This window comes from Burkholderia sp. A9 (assembly GCF_000801975.1).
Genome location: NZ_JSZN01000012.1, coordinates 1 through 17,754, shown reverse-complemented (window position 1 = coordinate 17,754; position 17,754 = coordinate 1). Strand labels below are relative to the sequence as shown.

Sequence of the window (17,754 nt, the reverse complement as noted above, 5' to 3'; positions counted from 1 at the left end):
GTTACATCATCTTGGCGGCGCTGTTCGACTTCGCCGCGGCCGGTGCCGGCGCGTTGCCGCCCGCGTTCTCGGCGACGATGCGAGCGATTTCGGCGTCGGCTTCATCGCCGTACTTCGCGAACACGTTGGTCTCGTAGACGGTGTTCTGCGCATTGGCGAGCTGGTCGCCGCGTTCGTCCTTGATGTCGACGTCGACCTGCATCGACAGGCCGATGCGCAGCGGGTGCTTCTCGAGTTCCTTCGGGTCGATCTCGATACGCACCGGCAGGCGCTGCACGACCTTGATCCAGTTGCCGGTCGCGTTCTGCGCCGGCAGCAGCGAGAACGCCGAGCCGGTGCCGGCCGAGAAGCCGACGACCTTGCCGTGGTAGACGGCCGACGAGCCGTAGATGTCGGCCGTCAGCTCGACCGGCTGGCCGATGCGCATGTGCTTGAGCTGGACTTCCTTGAAGTTCGCGTCGACCCACACCGCGTTCAGCGGCACGACCGACATCAGCGGGTTGCCCGGCGACACGCGCTGGCCGACCTGCACCGAGCGCTTCGCGACATAGCCCGTGACCGGCGCGGGCAGCACGTTACGCGCATTCGCGAGGTACGCGTCGCGAACCTTCGCTGCCGCGGCCATGACGTTCGGGTGCGATGCGATCGTCGTGTTCGTGGTCAGCGCGCGGTTCGATGCGAGCTGCTGCTGCGCAGCGTCGACCGATGCCTGCGCGGCGCGCACGGCGTCGCGCGCATGGGAGATTTCTTCCTGCGACACGGCGCCCGTCTGCGCGACGGCCATCCGGCGGCGCAGATCGTCCTGCGCCTTCGACAGGTCGGACTGGCGCAGCGCGACCTGCGCACGATACTGGTCGTCGTTGACGAACAGGCCGCGGACCTGGCGCACCGTCTGCGCGAGGTTGGCTTCGGCCTCTTGCAGCGCGACCTGCGAATCGGCCGGGTCGAGTACGACCAGCGGATCGCCGGCCTTGACCGTCTGCGTATCGTCCGCCTTCACGGCGATCACCGTACCGGTGACCTGCGGCGTGATCTGCACGACGTTGCCGTTCACGTATGCGTCGTCGGTCTCTTCATGGAAGCGCGCGACGAGGAAGTAGTACAGACCGTACGCGATGGCCGCAATGACGATGACCGCGATCAGCAGCGTCATCATCCGTTTGCGCTTCCCGTTGCTCTGTTGTGCGCTGGCGGCGCTTTGTTGAGGGTCGCTCATGGCGATTTTCTCCGTCCGTTATTTCGAGTATCTGCGTAGTGGTGGCGCCGGATCAGTTGGCGGCCTGTTTTGTCTGCTTGTCCGCTTCGGGCGCGGCGAGCCGCGTGCCGGTCGCGTCGAACCCGCCGCCGAGCGCCTTGATCAGCGCAAGCTGCATGTCGCGCCGGCGCATCTTCAGGTTGGTCACCGTCTGTTCCGATGCGAGGCGGTTGCTGTCCGCGGTCAGCACCTGGAGCTGCGGCGACAGGCCGGCCTTGTAGCGGATCACGGCGAGGTCGTACGCACGCGTCGATGCGTCGAGCGCGCGCTGTGCGTCGTCCATCTGGCGATCGACCGCGCGGATCGACGCGACCTGCGTCGCGACGTCGTTCAGCGCGCTGATCAGCGTCTGGTTGTAGTTCGCGACCGACAGGTCGAAGTCCGCATAGCGGCCCTTGAGCTGCGCGCGCAACGCGCCGGCGTCGAAGATCGGCAGGTGGATGGCGGGGCCGAACTGCGCCTGGCGGCTCGCGAAGTTCAGGAATTTGCCCCAGCCGAATGCGTCGAAGCCGAAGCTGGCCGCGAGGTTCACGTCCGGGAAGAACTCGGCCTTCGCTTCCTTCACGTCGTGCATCGCGGCCTCGACCTGCCAGCGCGCGGCGACGATGTCGGGGCGGCGCGACACGAGGTCGGCCGGCAGGTTGCCCGGCAGTGCGACTTCGCCGTTCGGGTTCATCACGGGCGCGGCGATCTGCAGCCCGCGGTCAGGCCCCTTGCCGAGCAGCGCGGCGAGCTGGTAGCGCACCGTCGTGATCTGGCCGTCGAGGTCCGACAGCGACGCCTGGGTCGTGGCGATATTGCCGCGCGCGGTCTGCCGCTCGACATTGGTGTCGAGGCCGGCCGACACGCGGCCGTCGGTGATCTTGCCGACCGTCTGGCGGTTGGTGATTTCACGTTGCGCGATGTCGCGCAGCGCATAGAGTTGCGCGAGCGAGTTGTAGGTGCGGGCCACCGACGCTGCGAGGGTGATGCGCGCCTGCTGCATGTCGGCTTCGGCGGCCTTTTCCTGCGACACGGCCATGTGCAGGCGCTCGCGGTTCTTGCCCCACAGATCGAGATCCCATGATGCGCTGGCGAGCGCGTTGTTCTCGCTGTACCACTGGCCGCCGTACGGGGGCGGAAACAGCGCATTCGCCGAATACAGCTCGCGTGTCCACGAGTAGCTGGCCTCGGCCTTCGGCATCAGGTTCGAGCGCGACGATTCGATGTACGACGACGCCTTCGCGATGCGCGCCTGCGCCTGTGCGATCGACGGGTTGCCCTGGAGCGCCTCGTCGATCAGCTTCGGCAGCTGTGGATCGCCGAACTGGCTCGCCCAGTCGAGCGCCGGCCACTGGCCGCCCTGGGCCGGCAGGCTCTGGGCCGTTTCGAATTGCGATGCGGGAGCGATCTGCTTGTCGCTCTTGATGCCGATGTAGTTTGCGCAGCCCGCCAACGCCAGCGCGGCAACCGCGGCGGCGACGGCGGCGCGGCACGACCCGGCGCGCACGGACAACGGGGAGGCTTTCATCGCGCTGTTCCCTGACTCGGAATGAATGATGGACACTGCAAGGATTTCCTTACATTAATCTGTCAAAAGTAATTGTTATGGCAACTATTACGTGATGCTGCCGCCGGCGGTCTCGCAGTAGTTGCTGAGAATGCGGCGCAGCATGCTCTTCAGGAACCCGACTTCCTCCGGCGTAAAGCCGTCCAGCAGCTCGTCGAGCACGCTGCGGAACACCGGCGGCAGACGCTCGGCAAGCGCACGGCCTTCGTCGGTCAGCTCGAGGCGCACGACCCGCCGATCCTCGATGCTGCGCACGCGGGACAACAGGCCGCGTTTCTCGACGCGATCGAGCAGGCGTGTGACCGCGCTCGCGTCGATCCCGTATTCCCGCGCGAGCTCGGCGGCCGTCGAGCATTTGCCGACCGCGATCATGAACAGCATGCTCGCCTGTGTGCCCGTGATGCCGAGCTCTTCCTGCGTGCGCTGCGTGACGAGGTTGGTCATCACCGATTTCACGCGCGACATCAGATAGCCGACGCTGTCGTTCATCTGATACGAGGACAGCGGCGAAACGGGCGGTTGGGAAGGAGAATCCGACATAAAACCCTGAAGCTGCAATAGTTGACTAGGCAGCAGTATAGGCACAATTGTTTGCCGCGGCAAATGTTAATCGAACGGGCAAGGGCGCGCTCCGTGATCCGGAATTCCCTTGTTGGCATAAGGGTATTCGGCGGGCTGGCACCGGCTACGGACGGTCGAGCGGGGCCGCCCGGGGGAAGGGCGGACGTGCGGCGTTTGTTGCGTTGCAACGGGCCATCCGGCTTTCGACACTCGCACGTGCTATAATTTGTGGTTTCCAAGCTGCAACGCGCGCGCACGTGTCCTGGTGACTGAACGGAGCGTGCGCGTTTGCGCGTTCAACGATTTCCAGGTTTCTATGACCCGCGCCCTTCGCAACATCGCCATCATCGCTCACGTCGACCACGGCAAGACCACGCTCGTCGACCAACTGCTTCGCCAGTCCGGCACCTTCCGCGAGAACCAGCAGATTGCCGAGCGGGTGATGGACTCGAACGACATCGAAAAAGAGCGCGGGATCACGATTCTCGCGAAGAACTGCGCGGTCGAATACGAAGGCACGCACATCAACATCGTCGACACGCCGGGGCACGCGGACTTCGGTGGCGAGGTCGAGCGCGTGCTGTCGATGGTCGACTCGGTGCTGCTGCTCGTCGACGCTGTCGAAGGCCCGATGCCGCAGACGCGCTTCGTCACGAAGAAGGCGCTCGCGCTCGGCCTGAAGCCGATCGTCATCGTCAACAAGATCGACCGTCCGGGTGCGCGGATCGACTGGGTCATCAACCAGACCTTCGACCTGTTCGACAAGCTCGGCGCAACCGAAGAGCAGCTCGACTTCCCGATCGTCTACGCATCGGGCCTGAACGGCTATGCGTCGCTCGACCCGGCGGCGCGCGAAGGCGACATGCGCCCGCTGTTCGAAGCGGTCCTCGAGCACGTGCCGGTCCGCCCGGCTGATCCGGAAGCGCCGCTGCAGCTGCAGATCACGTCGCTGGACTATTCGACGTACGTCGGCCGGATCGGCGTCGGCCGCATCACGCGCGGTCGCATCAAGCCGGGCCAGCCGGTCGCGATGCGCTTTGGCCCGGAAGGCGACGTGCTGAACCGCAAGATCAACCAGGTGCTGTCGTTCACGGGCCTCGAGCGCGTGCAGGTCGAATCGGCCGAAGCGGGCGACATCGTGCTGATCAACGGTATTGAAGACGTCGGCATCGGCGCAACGATCTGCGCGGTCGATACGCCGGAAGCGCTGCCGATGATCACCGTCGACGAGCCGACGCTGACGATGAACTTCCTCGTCAACTCGTCGCCGCTCGCCGGCCGCGAAGGCAAGTTCGTCACGAGCCGCCAGATCCGCGACCGCCTGATGAAGGAACTGAACCACAACGTCGCGCTGCGCGTGAAGGACACGGGCGACGAAACGGTGTTCGAAGTGTCGGGCCGCGGCGAGCTGCACCTGACGATTCTCGTCGAGAACATGCGCCGTGAAGGCTATGAGCTCGCCGTGTCGCGTCCGCGCGTCGTGATGCAGGAAATCGACGGCGTGCGGCACGAGCCGTACGAGCTGCTGACCGTCGACGTCGAAGACGAACACCAGGGCGGCGTGATGGAAGAGCTCGGCCGCCGCAAGGGCGAGATGCTCGACATGGCATCGGACGGCCGCGGCCGCACGCGTCTGGAGTACAAGATTTCGGCGCGTGGCCTGATCGGCTTCCAGAGCGAATTCCTGACGCTCACGCGCGGCACGGGCCTGATGAGCCACATCTTCGACTCGTACGCACCGGTCAAGGACGGCTCGGTCTTCGAGCGCCGCAACGGCGTGCTGATCTCGCAGGACGACGGCGCTGCCGTGGCCTACGCACTGTGGAAGCTGCAGGATCGCGGCCGCATGTTCGTGAAGCCGGGTGACGCGCTGTATGAAGGCATGATCATCGGTATCCACAGCCGCGACAACGACCTCGTCGTGAACCCGATCAAGGGCAAGCAGCTGACCAACGTGCGTGCGTCGGGTACCGACGAAGCCGTGCGCCTCGTGCCGCCGGTCCAGATGTCGCTGGAATACGCGGTCGAATTCATCGACGACGACGAGCTCGTCGAAGTGACGCCGCAGTCGATCCGCCTGCGCAAGCGCTTCCTGAAGGAGCACGAGCGTCGCCGCGCGAGCCGCGAAGGCGCGGTCGACTAAGCGTTTCGACTGTTCACTGCATGACGGAAAAGGCTGCCCTCGGGCGGCCTTTTTTGCATCTGCACAATGCGCAACCCGGGTGCCTGCAAAACACTGTTCCAGCGGGTCGTGGCAATCCGGCAAAACCCCGTCGCGCGGTGCTTTCAGGCACATTTCGTCGTGAACTTCGGTAACGGTTCTGTGATATGCTGCGCGCACGCAAGTTTTAGGTCCTTCCAAGCAAGACTTGATTCGCAATCCGCTAAACGGTCAGGCCGTGTCGCGGAAGGTTGAGTAACCCGCTATTTCTCGAGAAGCTCGAAGAAAGGTGAGCGTAAAATGTCAGATGTAATGAAGCAGTTTCAGCTGAACTCCTATCTGTTCGGCGGCAATGCTTCGTACGTTGAAGAACTGTACGATGCATACCTCAACAATCCGGCATCGGTGCCGGAGAACTGGCGAGAGTATTTCGACGCGCTGCAGAACGTGCCTGCAACCGACGGCTCGAATGCCAATGACGTCGCCCATTTTCCGATCGTCGAATCGTTCGCCGAGCGCGCGAAGGCCAATGCCTTCATCCCGCGCGAAAGCACCAGCAATCTGGCGACCGCGCGCAAGCAGGTCCACGTCCAGTCCCTCATCAGTGCCTATCGCTTCCTCGGCTCGCAATGGGCCAATCTGGATCCGCTGAAGCGTCGCGAACGTCCCGCCATTCCCGAACTCGAACCCGCGTTCTACGACTTCTCCGAAGGCGACCTCGACCAGACGTACAGCGCGAGCAACCTGTATTTCGGTTTCGACCAGGCTTCGCTGCGCGATATCGTCAAGGGCCTGCGTGACACGTACTGCGGCACGATCGGCGCCGAGTACATGTACATCAGCGACCCGGAGCAGAAGCGCTGGTGGCAGGAGCGCCTGGAATCGACCCGCGCGACGCCGTCCTTCTCGATCGACAAGAAGAAGCACATCCTGAATCGCCTGACGGCAGCGGAAGGCCTCGAGCGCTATCTGCATACCAAGTACGTCGGCCAGAAGCGTTTCTCGCTCGAAGGCGGCGAAAGCTTCATCGCGGCGATGGACGAAGTCGTCCAGCACGCGGGCAAGACCGGCGTGCAGGAAATCATCATCGGCATGGCACACCGCGGCCGCCTGAACGTGCTGGTCAATACGCTGGGCAAGATGCCGGCTGACCTGTTTGCCGAATTCGAAGGCAAGCACGTCGACGACCTGCCGGCCGGCGACGTGAAGTACCACAAGGGCTTCTCGTCGGACGTGTCGACCGAAGGCGGCCCGGTCCACCTGTCGCTCGCATTCAACCCGTCGCACCTCGAAATCGTGAACCCGGTGGTCGAAGGTTCGGCGAAGGCGCGGATGGATCGTCGCGGCGACGAAGACGGCCTGCAAGTGCTGCCGGTGCAGATCCACGGCGACGCGGCCTTCGCTGGCCAGGGCGTCGTGATGGAAACGCTGAACCTCGCGCAGACGCGCGGTTACGGCACGCACGGCACGCTGCACATCGTCATCAACAACCAGATCGGCTTCACGACGTCGGACCCGCGCGATGCGCGCTCGACGCTGTACTGTACCGACGTGGTCAAGATGATCGAAGCGCCGGTGCTGCACGTGAACGGCGACGATCCGGAAGCTGTCGTGCTCGCGATCCAGATCGCGATCGACTACCGGATGCAGTTCCACAAGGATGTCGTGATCGACATCGTCTGCTTCCGCAAGCTGGGTCACAACGAGCAGGACACGCCGGCGGTCACGCAGCCGCTGATGTACAAGAAGATCGCGCAGCACCCGGGCACTCGTGCGCTGTACGCCGAGAAGCTCGTGCAGCAGGGCGTGATCACCGCGGAAGACGCCGACGGCTACGTGAAGGCGTACCGCAAGGCGATGGACGACGGCCACCACACCGTTGATCCGGTCCTGTCGAACTACAAGAGCAAGTACGCAGTCGACTGGGTTCCGTTCCTGAACCGCAAGTGGACGGACGCAGCCGATACGGCCGTGCCGCTCGCCGAACTGAAGCGCCTGGGCGAACGCATCACGACGGTCCCGGAAAACTTCAAGGTTCACCCGCTCGTCGAGCGCGTGATCAACGATCGCCGCAACATGGCGCGTGGCGACCAGCCGCTCGACTGGGGCATGGGCGAACACCTCGCGTTCGCGTCGCTCGTCGCATCGGGCTACTCGGTGCGCCTGACCGGCCAGGACTCGGGCCGCGGCACGTTCACGCACCGTCACGCGGTGCTGCACGACCAGAACCGCGAGCGCTGGAACGACGGCACGTACGTGCCGCTGCAGAACATCGCCGACGGCCAGGCGAAGTTCACGGTGATCGACTCGGTGCTGTCGGAAGAAGCGGTGCTGGGCTTTGAATACGGCTACTCGACCGCCGAGCCGAACACGCTCGTGCTGTGGGAAGCGCAGTTCGGCGACTTCGTCAACGGTGCGCAGGTCGTGATCGACCAGTTCATCTCGTCGGGCGAAGTGAAGTGGGGCCGCGTGTCGGGTCTCACGATGCTGCTGCCGCACGGCTACGAAGGCCAGGGTCCGGAACACTCGTCGACCCGTATCGAGCGTTTCCTGCAGCTGTGTGCCGATCACAACATGCAGGTCGTTCAGCCGACGACGCCGGCGCAGATCTTCCACCTGCTGCGCCGCCAGATGATCCGCCTGTTCCGCAAGCCGCTGATCGTCGCAACGCCGAAGTCGCTGCTGCGTCACAAGGAAGCGGTGTCGGACCTGTCGGAACTGGCGAAGGGTTCGTTCCAGCCGGTGCTGGGCGAAACCGACGGCGGCATCGACGCGAAGAAGGTCAAGCGCGTGCTGGCTTGCTCGGGTCGCGTGTACTACGACCTCGTCGCGCATCGCCGCGAAGCGAAGGCGAACGACGTCGCGATCATCCGTATCGAGCAGCTGTATCCGTTCGCGCACAAGCAGTTCGAAACCGAATTGAAGAAGTACGAGAACGCGACTGAAGTGGTCTGGGTGCAGGACGAGCCGCAGAACCAGGGCCCTTGGTTCTACGTCGAGCACCATCTGAAGGAAGGCATGAAGGAAGGGCAGAAGCTGGCATACAGCGGCCGTCCGGCTTCGGCCTCGCCGGCGGTTGGCTACTACGCGAAGCACTACGAGCAGCAGAAGGCCCTGATCGAAGGTGCTTTCGGCCGCCTGAAGAGCGGATCGATCGCGAAATAACCGACGGAAGCGAAACGGGAAGGCGCGCGGCGCTTTCCCGTCTCTTTTGGCCTGCCGGGCGCGTGGCGTGCCGCACCGGCCGAAGGAATCGCACGAACCTCGTCATTACCCAGATTAAGCATCCAGGAAAATCACATGGCTATCGTAGAAGTCAAAGTCCCCCAGCTTTCGGAGTCGGTTTCGGAAGCGACCATGCTGCAGTGGAAGAAGAAGCCGGGCGAAGCAGTCGCGCAGGACGAAATCCTGATCGAACTCGAGACCGACAAGGTCGTGCTCGAAGTGCCGGCACCGGCAGCGGGCGTGCTCGCGCAAGTGCTGCAGAACGACGGTGACACCGTCGTTGCCGATCAGCTGATCGCGACGATCGACACCGAAGCGAAGGCAGGTGCAGCCGAAGCTGCGGCTGGCGCCGCCGAAGTCAAGCCGGCAGCAGCGCCTGCTGCAGCCGCACCGGCAGCACAGCCGGTCGCCGCAACGGCATCCAGCTCGGCTACGGCATCGCCGGCCGCATCGAAGCTGCTGGCCGAGAAGGGCCTGTCGGCCGGCGACGTCGCAGGTTCGGGCCGCGACGGCCGCGTCACGAAGGGCGACGCGCTGGCCGCTGGCAGCGCACCGAAGGCAGCTCCGGCTGCCGCACCGGCAAAGGCCGCGGCGAAGCCGTCGCTGCCGGAAGTGAAGGTGCCGGCGTCGGCGACGACCTGGCTGAACGACCGTCCGGAACAGCGTGTGCCGATGTCGCGCCTGCGTGCGCGTATCGCCGAGCGTCTGCTCGAATCGCAGCAGACCAACGCGATCCTGACGACGTTCAACGAAGTCAACATGGCTCCGGTCATGGAACTGCGCAACAAGTACAAGGACAAGTTCGAGAAGGAACACGGCGTGAAGCTCGGCTTCATGTCGTTCTTCGTGAAGGCGGCCGTGCACGCGCTGAAGAAGTTCCCGCTGGTGAACGCGTCGATCGACGGTAACGACATCGTCTATCACGGCTACTTCGACATCGGTATCGCGGTCGGTTCGCCGCGCGGCCTGGTCGTGCCGATCCTGCGCAACGCGGATCAGCTGAGCCTCGCCGAGATCGAGAAGAAGATCGCCGAATTCGGCCAGAAGGCGAAGGACGGCAAGCTGTCGATCGAGGAAATGACGGGCGGTACGTTCTCGATCTCGAACGGCGGCGTGTTCGGCTCGATGCTGTCGACCCCGATCATCAACCCGCCGCAGTCGGCGATCCTCGGCGTGCACGCGACGAAGGAGCGTCCGGTTGTCGAAAACGGCCAGATCGTGATCCGTCCGATCAACTACCTGGCACTGTCGTACGACCACCGGATCATCGACGGCCGCGAAGCGGTGCTGTCGCTCGTCGCGATGAAGGACGCGCTGGAAGATCCGGCACGCCTGCTGCTCGACCTGTAAGCCGAGTCTCACTGCATTGACCCGTTCCGCAGGTTCGCGCATACGCGCGAACCTGCGGACGCACAAGTAGAAAGGATTGTCATGTCCAAGGAATTTGACGTCGTCGTGATCGGGGCCGGCCCCGGCGGCTACATCGCCGCGATTCGCGCGGCGCAGCTCGGCAAGACCGTTGCCTGTATCGAGAAGTGGAAGAATCCGGCCGGCGCGCTGAAGCTCGGCGGCACCTGCCTGAACGTCGGCTGCATTCCGTCGAAGGCGCTGCTCGCTTCGTCGGAAGAGTTCGAGAACACGTCGCACCACCTGGCCGACCACGGCATCACGGTCGATGGCGTGAAGATCGACGTCGCGAAGATGCTGGGCCGCAAGGATGCGATCGTCGAGAAGATGACGAGCGGGATCGAGTTCCTGTTCAAGAAGAACAAGATCACCTGGCTGAAGGGTCATGGCAAGTTCGCCGGCAAGACCGACACCGGCGTGCAGATCGAAGTGAGCGGCGAGGGTGAAACCGAAGTCGTCACCGCGAAGAACGTGATCATCGCGACGGGTTCGAAGGCGCGTCACCTGCCGAACGTCCCGGTCGACAACAAGATCGTGTCGGACAACGAAGGTGCGCTGACGTTCGACTCGGTGCCGAAGAAGCTCGCCGTGATCGGCGCAGGCGTGATCGGCCTCGAGCTCGGCTCGGTGTGGCGCCGCCTGGGCGCTGAAGTGACGGTGCTTGAAGCGCTGCCGGCGTTTCTCGGCGCAGCCGACGAAGCGCTCGCGAAGGAAGCGGCCAAGCTGTTCAAGAAGCAGGGCCTCGACATCCATCTCGGCGTGCAGATCGGCGACGTGAAGACGACCGCGGACGGCGTGTCGATCGCTTACACGGACAAGGACGGCAACGCGCAGACGCTCGACGCCGACCGCCTGATCGTGTCGGTCGGCCGCGTGCCGAACACCGACAACCTCGGCCTCGAGGCAATCGGCCTGAAGGCGAACGAGCGCGGCTTCATCGACGTGGACGACCACTGCCGCACGGCCGTGCCGAACGTGTACGCGATCGGCGACGTGGTGCGTGGCCCGATGCTCGCGCACAAGGCGGAAGACGAAGGCGTGCTGGTCGCGGAAGTGATCGACGGCCAGAAGCCGCACATCGACTACAACTGCATTCCGTGGGTGATCTACACGTACCCGGAAATCGCCTGGGTCGGCAAGACGGAACAGCAGCTGAAGGCCGAAGGCCGCGAGATCAAGTCGGGCAAGTTCCCGTTCTCGATCAACGGCCGCGCGCTCGGCATGAACGCGCCGGACGGCTTCGTGAAGATGATCGCAGACGCGAAGACCGACGAACTGCTCGGCGTGCACGTGATCGCGGCGAACGCGTCGGACCTGATCGCGGAAGCCGTGGTGGCAATGGAGTTCAAGGCGGCGTCGGAAGACATCGCCCGCATCTGCCATCCGCACCCGTCGATGTCGGAAGTGATGCGCGAAGCGGCGCTCGCCGTCGACAAGCGCTCGCTGAACAGCTGAGCGCGGTATAGCGCCGGCCGGCCGTCGGCCGGCGCAGCCGTCTCATGACGAAGGCGGGCGGGGGTTTCCCGCTCGCCTTCGTTTTTTCCGGTTTGTCCTGATGAACGTCACCGAATACTACACGCGCGAATTGACCACGCGCGGCTATCAGTCCGATCCCGCCCAGCGCGCTGCCGTCGATCGCCTGCAGCGCTGCTTCGACGAGTGGGTCGACTACAAGGCGCGCCGCTCGAACGCGTTCAAGAAGCTCATCAATCATCCGGACCTGCCGCGCGGCGTCTACATGTGGGGCGGCGTGGGCCGCGGCAAGAGCTTCCTGATGGACAGCTTCTACGCGGTGGTGCCCGTGCAGCGCAAGACGCGCCTGCATTTCCACGAGTTCATGCGTGAAGTGCACCGCGAACTCGAGGAACTGAAAGGGCAGGCCGATCCGCTCGACGAACTGGCGCGACGCATCGCGAAGCGCTACCGGCTGATCTGCTTCGACGAATTTCACGTATCGGACATTGCCGACGCGATGATCCTGTACCGGCTGCTCGACCGCCTGTTCAACAACGGCGTGCAGTTCGTGATGACGTCCAACTACGATCCCGACGATCTCTATCCCGACGGGCTGCATCGTGACCGCATGCTGCCGGCCATCGCGCTGATCAAGGAAAAGCTCGACGTGCTGAACGTCGACGCGGGCGTCGATTACCGCCAGCGCACGCTTGCACAGGTGAAGATGTATCACACGCCGCTCGGCGCGGACGCCGATCGCGAACTGCGCCATGCATTCGCGAAGCTCGCCGCGGTGCCGGACGAAAGCCCGATCCTGCATATCGAGAAGCGCGAACTGAAGGCGCTGCGCAAGGCCGACGGCGTCGTCTGGTTCGATTTCGCGACGCTGTGCGGCGGCCCGCGTTCGCAGAACGACTATCTCGAACTGGCCAGCCGCTTCCATGCGATCGTGCTGTCCGAGGTGCCGCAGATGTCGCCGCGGATGGCGTCCGAGGCGCGTCGCTTCACCTGGCTCATCGACGTGCTGTACGACCACAAGGTCAAGCTGCTGATGTCCGCGGCGGTGCCGGCCGAGCAGTTGTACGTCGAAGGGCCGATGGCGAACGAATTCGCGCGCACGGTATCGCGAATCGTCGAGATGCAGTCGAAGGAGTACATCGAGACACCGCGTCGCATCGTCGATACTTCGCTGACCTGATCGTGGCTTCCGGCAATTGGCGGGCATCAAACGTCAATTCCGGTCAAATTATCCGGAACTTGGGGTATTTTCGGATTTGTCTTATATTCATCGGTGAGGTCAGCCGATATCGTTGTGTCATGGTTACTAAGGCTGGAGATGTCCATGACACCGTATCGCGATCTGACCGACCATGAGTGGCGCTGCGTCGTGCCGCTTCTGCCCGAAATGCAGCCGCGCACCGAGTTGCGCGGTCGTCCGTTGGCCAACACGCGCGCCGTCCTGAACGGCGTACTCTGGGTGATCTATAGCGGCGCGACCTGGTCCGCGATGCCGCGTCGTTACCCTTCATATCAGACCTGCCATCGTCGCTTCAAGACCTGGCACGAGACGGGCACGCTGATGCAGGTGATGCGCGAGCTGTATGGCGACGCCGGCGTGAATCTGTGCAACGAGCTGTCCTCGCGAATGCGCAAGCACACGCAATCGAAGGCAGCAGAGGTGCGCAGTGCGGCAGCGCCGGCCTATCGGGCACCGGGCAACTATGCGCCCGATACGCTGAAGCACGCGGCATGATGCCCGTCCATTTCATTAGCGTCCGTATCAAAGCAAAATCGGCCTGACGACGTCGTCGCAGGCCGATTTTTTATTGCGCACGCGTTTTGATGCGCCTGGTGTTATTGCGCGCGAACCCAGGTCTGCGAGCGGCCAAGCAGCGACACGCCGATGTAGCCGCGCACGACAAGCTTCTGGCCGCCGTCTTCCAGCGACATCTTGCACTTGTAGACCTTGCCGTTTTCAGGGTCGAGAATGTTGCCGCCGTCCCAGTGGTCGCCGTCCTTCTTCATCGCCTTGATGATCGTCATGCCCTTGATGAGCTGATCCTTGCGCTCGTCCGTGCATGCGCCGCAGCGGCGATCGGGTGTGTCGTTGGCACCGAGGCCCTTGACGACCTTGCCCGACAGCGAACCGTCGCCGTCATCGGCAATCTGCACGAGTGCCTTCGGTGCATGGGTATTGTCGTCGATCGTCTGCCACATGCCGATGGGGCTGTCGGATTGGGCAAACGTCGGGGCGGCGCAGGCGAGCAGTGCGCCGGTGATGGCCAGTGCACGCAACGGGCGGGTCAGTTGAACCATTGTCTTCCTCCTTGTTTCATGTCGTGTTCGATTTGCCCGCACGACCGTCTGCATGGGGCGGTGGCATGTTGCGAGCTTTGCCAGAATACGTGAAACCGCGCGCTGCGTTTGATAGAGGGGGCTCTAATCGAAACAGCCTGCGAGACGCGGGCTGTTCGGTGACGGATCAGTTGAGCTGGTACGAGAAGGCTGCATTCACGCGCGGGCTGCGCGATGCACTTTCGACGGGGGCATCGCCGACCGGTTTCGCGATGTTCAGGTCGAGGCTGTAGTAACGGCTGTCCGTGAAGCGCACGCCGATACCGACCGACGACAGGCGGCTCGGCGACGGTGTGCCGGTGTGCAGGTACACGCGCGCCATGTCGTACGCGACGTACGGCGTGATGGATTTCATGTACGTCCAGCCCGGCGTGAACCCGCGATTGAGTTCCAGCGACATCCCCCAACCCGAGTCCCCCGACGTTTCGCCGGGCTGATAGCCGAGCGCGTAGCGCGTCGAGCCGAACGAGATCTGTTCCGACGTCGGCAGCGAGTCGGGGCTGTACTGGCCGGTCAGCGAAACCGACGTGCCGATCTTGAACGGCCATTCGTTGGTCTGCGTGAAGGTCGCACCGGTACGGACGAAGGTCAGTGAAATCGGGCTGTCGACCGACGTCGTGTTCGAGCCGATCGTGATGTCCTGCGCTTTCGACGCGCCGAGAATGTTGAAGCCCTTGGCGACGTTCACGCTCAGCTTCTGCACCTGCTTGGCCGATACGCTCGTGTAGTCGAGCTGCATCTGCAGCACGCGAACCTGTGAGCGGGTGTCGATGCTGTTGCCGGAGATCTTGTTCTGGTAACGGTCCTCGTTGTGCGACGCGTAGCCCGACACGGTGCCGAGCAGGCTGCGCTGGTTGTTCAACAGTAACGGATAGGATGCCGAAAGACTGAGCTTCTCGTTCTTGACCGTGCGCTCGACGCTCGACGGCAGGCCGGGGTTGTCGGTTGGCTTGCCGCGATACGTGCTGGCATCGAGACGCGTGACCAGGCCGCTGCTGCCGACCGGCACCGCGCCGCTGAACGCGACGTAGGTCTGCTTGTCGCGCCCGGGCGGCACCAGCGCGGAAATGCTCAACTGCTCGCCGAACGACGTGAGGCCATTCTCCGTCGCGGTGATGAGACCCTGGACGCCGGGGTGATTGAAGTCGATGCCGGTGCTGATGTTGAATGCCTTGCGATCGACGGCCAGTTCAAGCGTCGTCGCGCCGTCGGTCGTCTGCGGCGGCGGCACGTTGGCCTTCACCGAGACGCCGGGCAGGAGGCCGAACGTGTTCACGTAGCGTTCGAACGTGGCGCGACGCAGCGGACGATCGGCCGTGATGTGCGCGGCGATCGCGCGGATCTTCGATTCCATCGCGCCCGGCTTGCCGGTGACCTTGACATCCGACACGTAGCCCTCGACGACCGTGACGCGCACGACACCGTTCTCGAACGTCTGCGCGGGAATGAACGCGAACGACAGCGCGTAGCCGCGGTCCTGGTACAGCTTGGTCACGCCGTTGGCGGTTTCGATCAGTTCGCCGATCGTGATGTCCTTGCCGACGAGTGGCGTGAAGCGACGCGAGATTTCGTCGAACGGCACCGACTTCACGCCCTCGACCTGAAACGTCGTCGGCGTCAGGTGGCGCGACAGCAGCTCTTGCAATTGCGGCGCCTGCGGCGCGACCTGCACGGTGACGCTTGGGCCTTTCTTCGGTGCGTTGATCTGGGGGAGGGAATCGAGCGGGTTACCTGCCGCGCGCGTCTGCGCATGTGCCGTGCCGGCCGCCGCGATGGCGAGCAGCATCATCCATCTGTCGACTCTGGATTTCATTGTTCTTCCTCGTAGGCCTTGCTTTTCGTCTTCTTTGTAATTTGAGCGCGCGGCACCTGGGTGCCCCGCGCTGCGTGCCGCATTGCCGGTTGTGTTTGTACGGCCGCGCCGTGCTCCGGCTGCAAAGGCGCGGTCGTCCTCCTTACTTGCCGACGCTACCCAGCGTGCCGAGCAATCCCGTGACCGGTGCCAGGAGGCCCGTCGAACTGCCCGACGATGCCGTACCCGACACGCTGCCGACCAGCGACGTGACCGGTGCGAGCGCGTTCGACGAACCCCCGGCTCCCGCTGCACCGCCGACCGCGCCGGTGACAGTATTCAGCAAACCGGTGACGGGCGCGAGAGGGTTTGCCCCGCCTGCGCCACCTGTTGCACCGCCCAGCGTGCCCGTGACCGTCGACACCAGGCCGGTGACAGGCGCGAGCGGGCTGCTGCCACCCGAGCCGCCGAGGCCGCCCAGTGCGCCGGTGACCGTCGAGACGAGGCCCGTGACCGGTGCGAGCGGATTGCTGCCCGAGCTGCCCGTTGCGCCGCCGACAGCACCCGTGAGCGAACCGAGCGGCGTCGAGCCGAGGCCGGACAGCAAGCCGCCGAGCGGGTTCGTCGAGCTCGAGCCCGACGACGACGTGCCGTTCTGGACCGTTGTCGTCGAACCGCCGACGAGGCTCGTGATCAGGCCGGGGATCGGTGCCGCGCCGTTCGGGCCGTTCGGGTTCACGAGGCCGCCCGCGTTGGTCACGGTGTTGCCGACCGCGGTGACGAGTTGACCGACGTCGCCGACGAGCGGTTGGTTCGAGGTGCTTGCGACCTTCGTGCCCGCCGAGCTGATTGCGCCGCCGACCTGGCCGAGCAGGCCCGACACGGGTTGTCCGAGGCCGGTGGTCGTGCCGACCTGTTGCGTGACCTGGCCCGCGGTGATCACCAGCGGCGTGATCGCCGAGCTGAGCGGTTGCGTAACCTGCTGCACGGCACCCGACGACAGCGTCGAGCCGATCGTCGTGCCAGCGGCCGACAGGCCGTTGGCGACCGTGTCGAGCACGGTGCCGACCGGCGTCGTGACGGGGGCGAGCGGCGCGAGCTGACCGGTGCCCAGCGCCTTGACCGTCGAGCTCAGCCCGGACACGGTGTTGCTCGTCGCGCCGACGACATTCCCGAGGCCGGCGACCGTCGTGCCGATCGGATCCTTCGTCGTGCCGATCTGTCCCAGGCCGTTGCTCACGGCATCGGTGGCCGCGCCGAGGATCGTGCCGGTGCTGGACAGCGTGCTGCCGACACCCTTCGTCACACCGTCGCCGAGACCCGGCACGCTGATGTTGCCGACCGTGCTGCCGAGGTCGGTCCCGGTCTGGCCGACCGTGTTGACGACGCCCTTCGTGCCGGTCGTCGTACCGCTGGTACCGCTCGTGCCGCTGGTACCGCTCGTGCCGCTGGAGCCGGTGCTGTTGTTGCTGGTCGGCGGCGTGCTGACGCTGTTGCCGCCGCATGCGGCCAGCAGGCAGGCCGTGGCGAGGGCGGTGAGGGGCATGCGCCACTGGCGCAGCGCGATCGTCGTGATGGAACGTTGCTGGGACATGATGGACTCCTCGCTGTCTTGTCGATGAATGGACGTCGGATTACTTGCCGTGCGTGCCGCCGAGCAGGCCGCCGATCAGTGACGTGACAGGCGCGAGCAGGTTCGAGCCGGAGCCCGAGTTCGTGACGGTGCCCGTGGCGCCGCTCAGAGCCGGGGCGCCGACCGTGCTGGTCACTGCGGAAACCGCGCCCGCTACGGGGGCAAGCGGGTTGCTGCCGCTGGTGCCACCCGTCGCGCCGCCGAGTGCGCCCGTGACCGTGGAGACCAGGCCGGTGACCGGTGCGAGCGGACCACCGCTGCCGCCCGCTGCACCGCCGAGTGCGCCGGTGACGGTGGAGACGAGACCGGTGACCGGTGCGAGCGGACCACCGCTCGTGCCGCCCGCTGCACCGCCGAGTGC

At 64.7% G+C, this 17,754-nt stretch carries 12 protein-coding genes and 1 pseudogene; 6 read left to right on the top strand and 7 right to left on the bottom strand.

What is annotated here, in order from left to right:
* Position 1: 1 nt before the first annotated feature.
* The 3 genes from PI86_RS06530 to PI86_RS06520 form a co-directional block, all read right to left on the bottom strand.
* Positions 2–1,216 (bottom strand): HlyD family secretion protein, encoded by a 1,215-nt coding sequence (locus PI86_RS06530; protein WP_039320080.1) that lies wholly within the window; start codon positions 1,214–1,216, stop codon positions 2–4.
* A 52-nt stretch (positions 1,217–1,268) separates the two neighbouring features.
* Entirely contained in the window at positions 1,269–2,765 is a 1,497-nt protein-coding gene (locus tag PI86_RS06525; protein ID WP_039320078.1) for an efflux transporter outer membrane subunit, read from the bottom strand.
* A gap of 87 nt (positions 2,766–2,852) precedes the next feature.
* Positions 2,853–3,344 (bottom strand): MarR family winged helix-turn-helix transcriptional regulator, encoded by a 492-nt coding sequence (locus tag PI86_RS06520; RefSeq protein ID WP_014897211.1) that lies wholly within the window; start codon positions 3,342–3,344, stop codon positions 2,853–2,855.
* A gap of 337 nt (positions 3,345–3,681) precedes the next feature.
* Between PI86_RS06520 and typA the strand changes: the two genes are divergently transcribed.
* The 6 genes from typA (at position 3,682) to PI86_RS06490 (ending at position 13,366) form a co-directional block, all read left to right on the top strand.
* Positions 3,682–5,508 carry a translational GTPase TypA gene (typA, locus tag PI86_RS06515; RefSeq protein ID WP_011351805.1) on the top strand — a complete coding sequence of 609 codons (1,827 nt, stop codon included), beginning with the start codon at positions 3,682–3,684 and terminating at the stop codon, positions 5,506–5,508.
* A gap of 318 nt (positions 5,509–5,826) precedes the next feature.
* Positions 5,827–8,691, top strand: a complete 2,865-nt coding sequence (locus tag PI86_RS06510) for a 2-oxoglutarate dehydrogenase E1 component (protein WP_039320072.1) — start codon at positions 5,827–5,829, stop codon at positions 8,689–8,691.
* Positions 8,692–8,826: 135 nt separating this feature from the next.
* Positions 8,827–10,101, top strand: coding sequence for a 2-oxoglutarate dehydrogenase complex dihydrolipoyllysine-residue succinyltransferase (odhB, locus tag PI86_RS06505; protein WP_039320069.1), 1,275 nt, complete (start codon positions 8,827–8,829; stop codon positions 10,099–10,101).
* 81 nt (positions 10,102–10,182) lie between these two features.
* Entirely contained in the window at positions 10,183–11,613 is a 1,431-nt protein-coding gene (gene lpdA / locus PI86_RS06500) for a dihydrolipoyl dehydrogenase (protein WP_039320067.1), read from the top strand.
* A gap of 100 nt (positions 11,614–11,713) precedes the next feature.
* Positions 11,714–12,811, top strand: coding sequence for a cell division protein ZapE (zapE, locus tag PI86_RS06495; RefSeq protein WP_014897207.1), 1,098 nt, complete (start codon positions 11,714–11,716; stop codon positions 12,809–12,811).
* 144 nt (positions 12,812–12,955) lie between these two features.
* Positions 12,956–13,366, top strand: coding sequence for a transposase (locus PI86_RS06490; RefSeq protein ID WP_039320061.1), 411 nt, complete (start codon positions 12,956–12,958; stop codon positions 13,364–13,366).
* A gap of 101 nt (positions 13,367–13,467) precedes the next feature.
* Here the strand turns inward: PI86_RS06490 and PI86_RS06485 are convergent, their stop codons facing one another.
* The 4 genes and pseudogenes from PI86_RS06485 to PI86_RS06470 all read right to left on the bottom strand — a co-directional run.
* Complete coding sequence (locus PI86_RS06485) at positions 13,468–13,929, bottom strand: DUF2147 domain-containing protein (RefSeq protein ID WP_014897205.1); 462 nt, start codon at positions 13,927–13,929, stop codon at positions 13,468–13,470.
* A gap of 166 nt (positions 13,930–14,095) precedes the next feature.
* On the bottom strand, positions 14,096–15,781 hold the full coding sequence (locus PI86_RS06480) for a ShlB/FhaC/HecB family hemolysin secretion/activation protein (RefSeq protein WP_039320056.1): 1,686 nt from the start codon (positions 15,779–15,781) through the stop codon (positions 14,096–14,098).
* A gap of 142 nt (positions 15,782–15,923) precedes the next feature.
* Positions 15,924–17,354 (bottom strand): collagen-like triple helix repeat-containing protein, encoded by a 1,431-nt coding sequence (locus PI86_RS06475; protein ID WP_039320054.1) that lies wholly within the window; start codon positions 17,352–17,354, stop codon positions 15,924–15,926.
* A gap of 40 nt (positions 17,355–17,394) precedes the next feature.
* Positions 17,395–17,754: pseudogene (locus PI86_RS06470) on the bottom strand (collagen-like triple helix repeat-containing protein); the annotation flags it as partial.

Coding starts and splice junctions, on each gene's coding strand:
- PI86_RS06530 (WP_039320080.1), bottom strand. CDS start 1,216: ATGAGCGACCCTCAACAAAGCGCCGCCAGCGCACAACAGAGCAACGGG.
- PI86_RS06525 (WP_039320078.1), bottom strand. CDS start 2,765: ATGAAAGCCTCCCCGTTGTCCGTGCGCGCCGGGTCGTGCCGCGCCGCC.
- PI86_RS06520 (WP_014897211.1), bottom strand. CDS start 3,344: ATGTCGGATTCTCCTTCCCAACCGCCCGTTTCGCCGCTGTCCTCGTAT.
- typA (WP_011351805.1), top strand. CDS start 3,682: ATGACCCGCGCCCTTCGCAACATCGCCATCATCGCTCACGTCGACCAC.
- PI86_RS06510 (WP_039320072.1), top strand. CDS start 5,827: ATGTCAGATGTAATGAAGCAGTTTCAGCTGAACTCCTATCTGTTCGGC.
- odhB (WP_039320069.1), top strand. CDS start 8,827: ATGGCTATCGTAGAAGTCAAAGTCCCCCAGCTTTCGGAGTCGGTTTCG.
- lpdA (WP_039320067.1), top strand. CDS start 10,183: ATGTCCAAGGAATTTGACGTCGTCGTGATCGGGGCCGGCCCCGGCGGC.
- zapE (WP_014897207.1), top strand. CDS start 11,714: ATGAACGTCACCGAATACTACACGCGCGAATTGACCACGCGCGGCTAT.
- PI86_RS06490 (WP_039320061.1), top strand. CDS start 12,956: ATGACACCGTATCGCGATCTGACCGACCATGAGTGGCGCTGCGTCGTG.
- PI86_RS06485 (WP_014897205.1), bottom strand. CDS start 13,929: ATGGTTCAACTGACCCGCCCGTTGCGTGCACTGGCCATCACCGGCGCA.
- PI86_RS06480 (WP_039320056.1), bottom strand. CDS start 15,781: ATGAAATCCAGAGTCGACAGATGGATGATGCTGCTCGCCATCGCGGCG.
- PI86_RS06475 (WP_039320054.1), bottom strand. CDS start 17,354: ATGTCCCAGCAACGTTCCATCACGACGATCGCGCTGCGCCAGTGGCGC.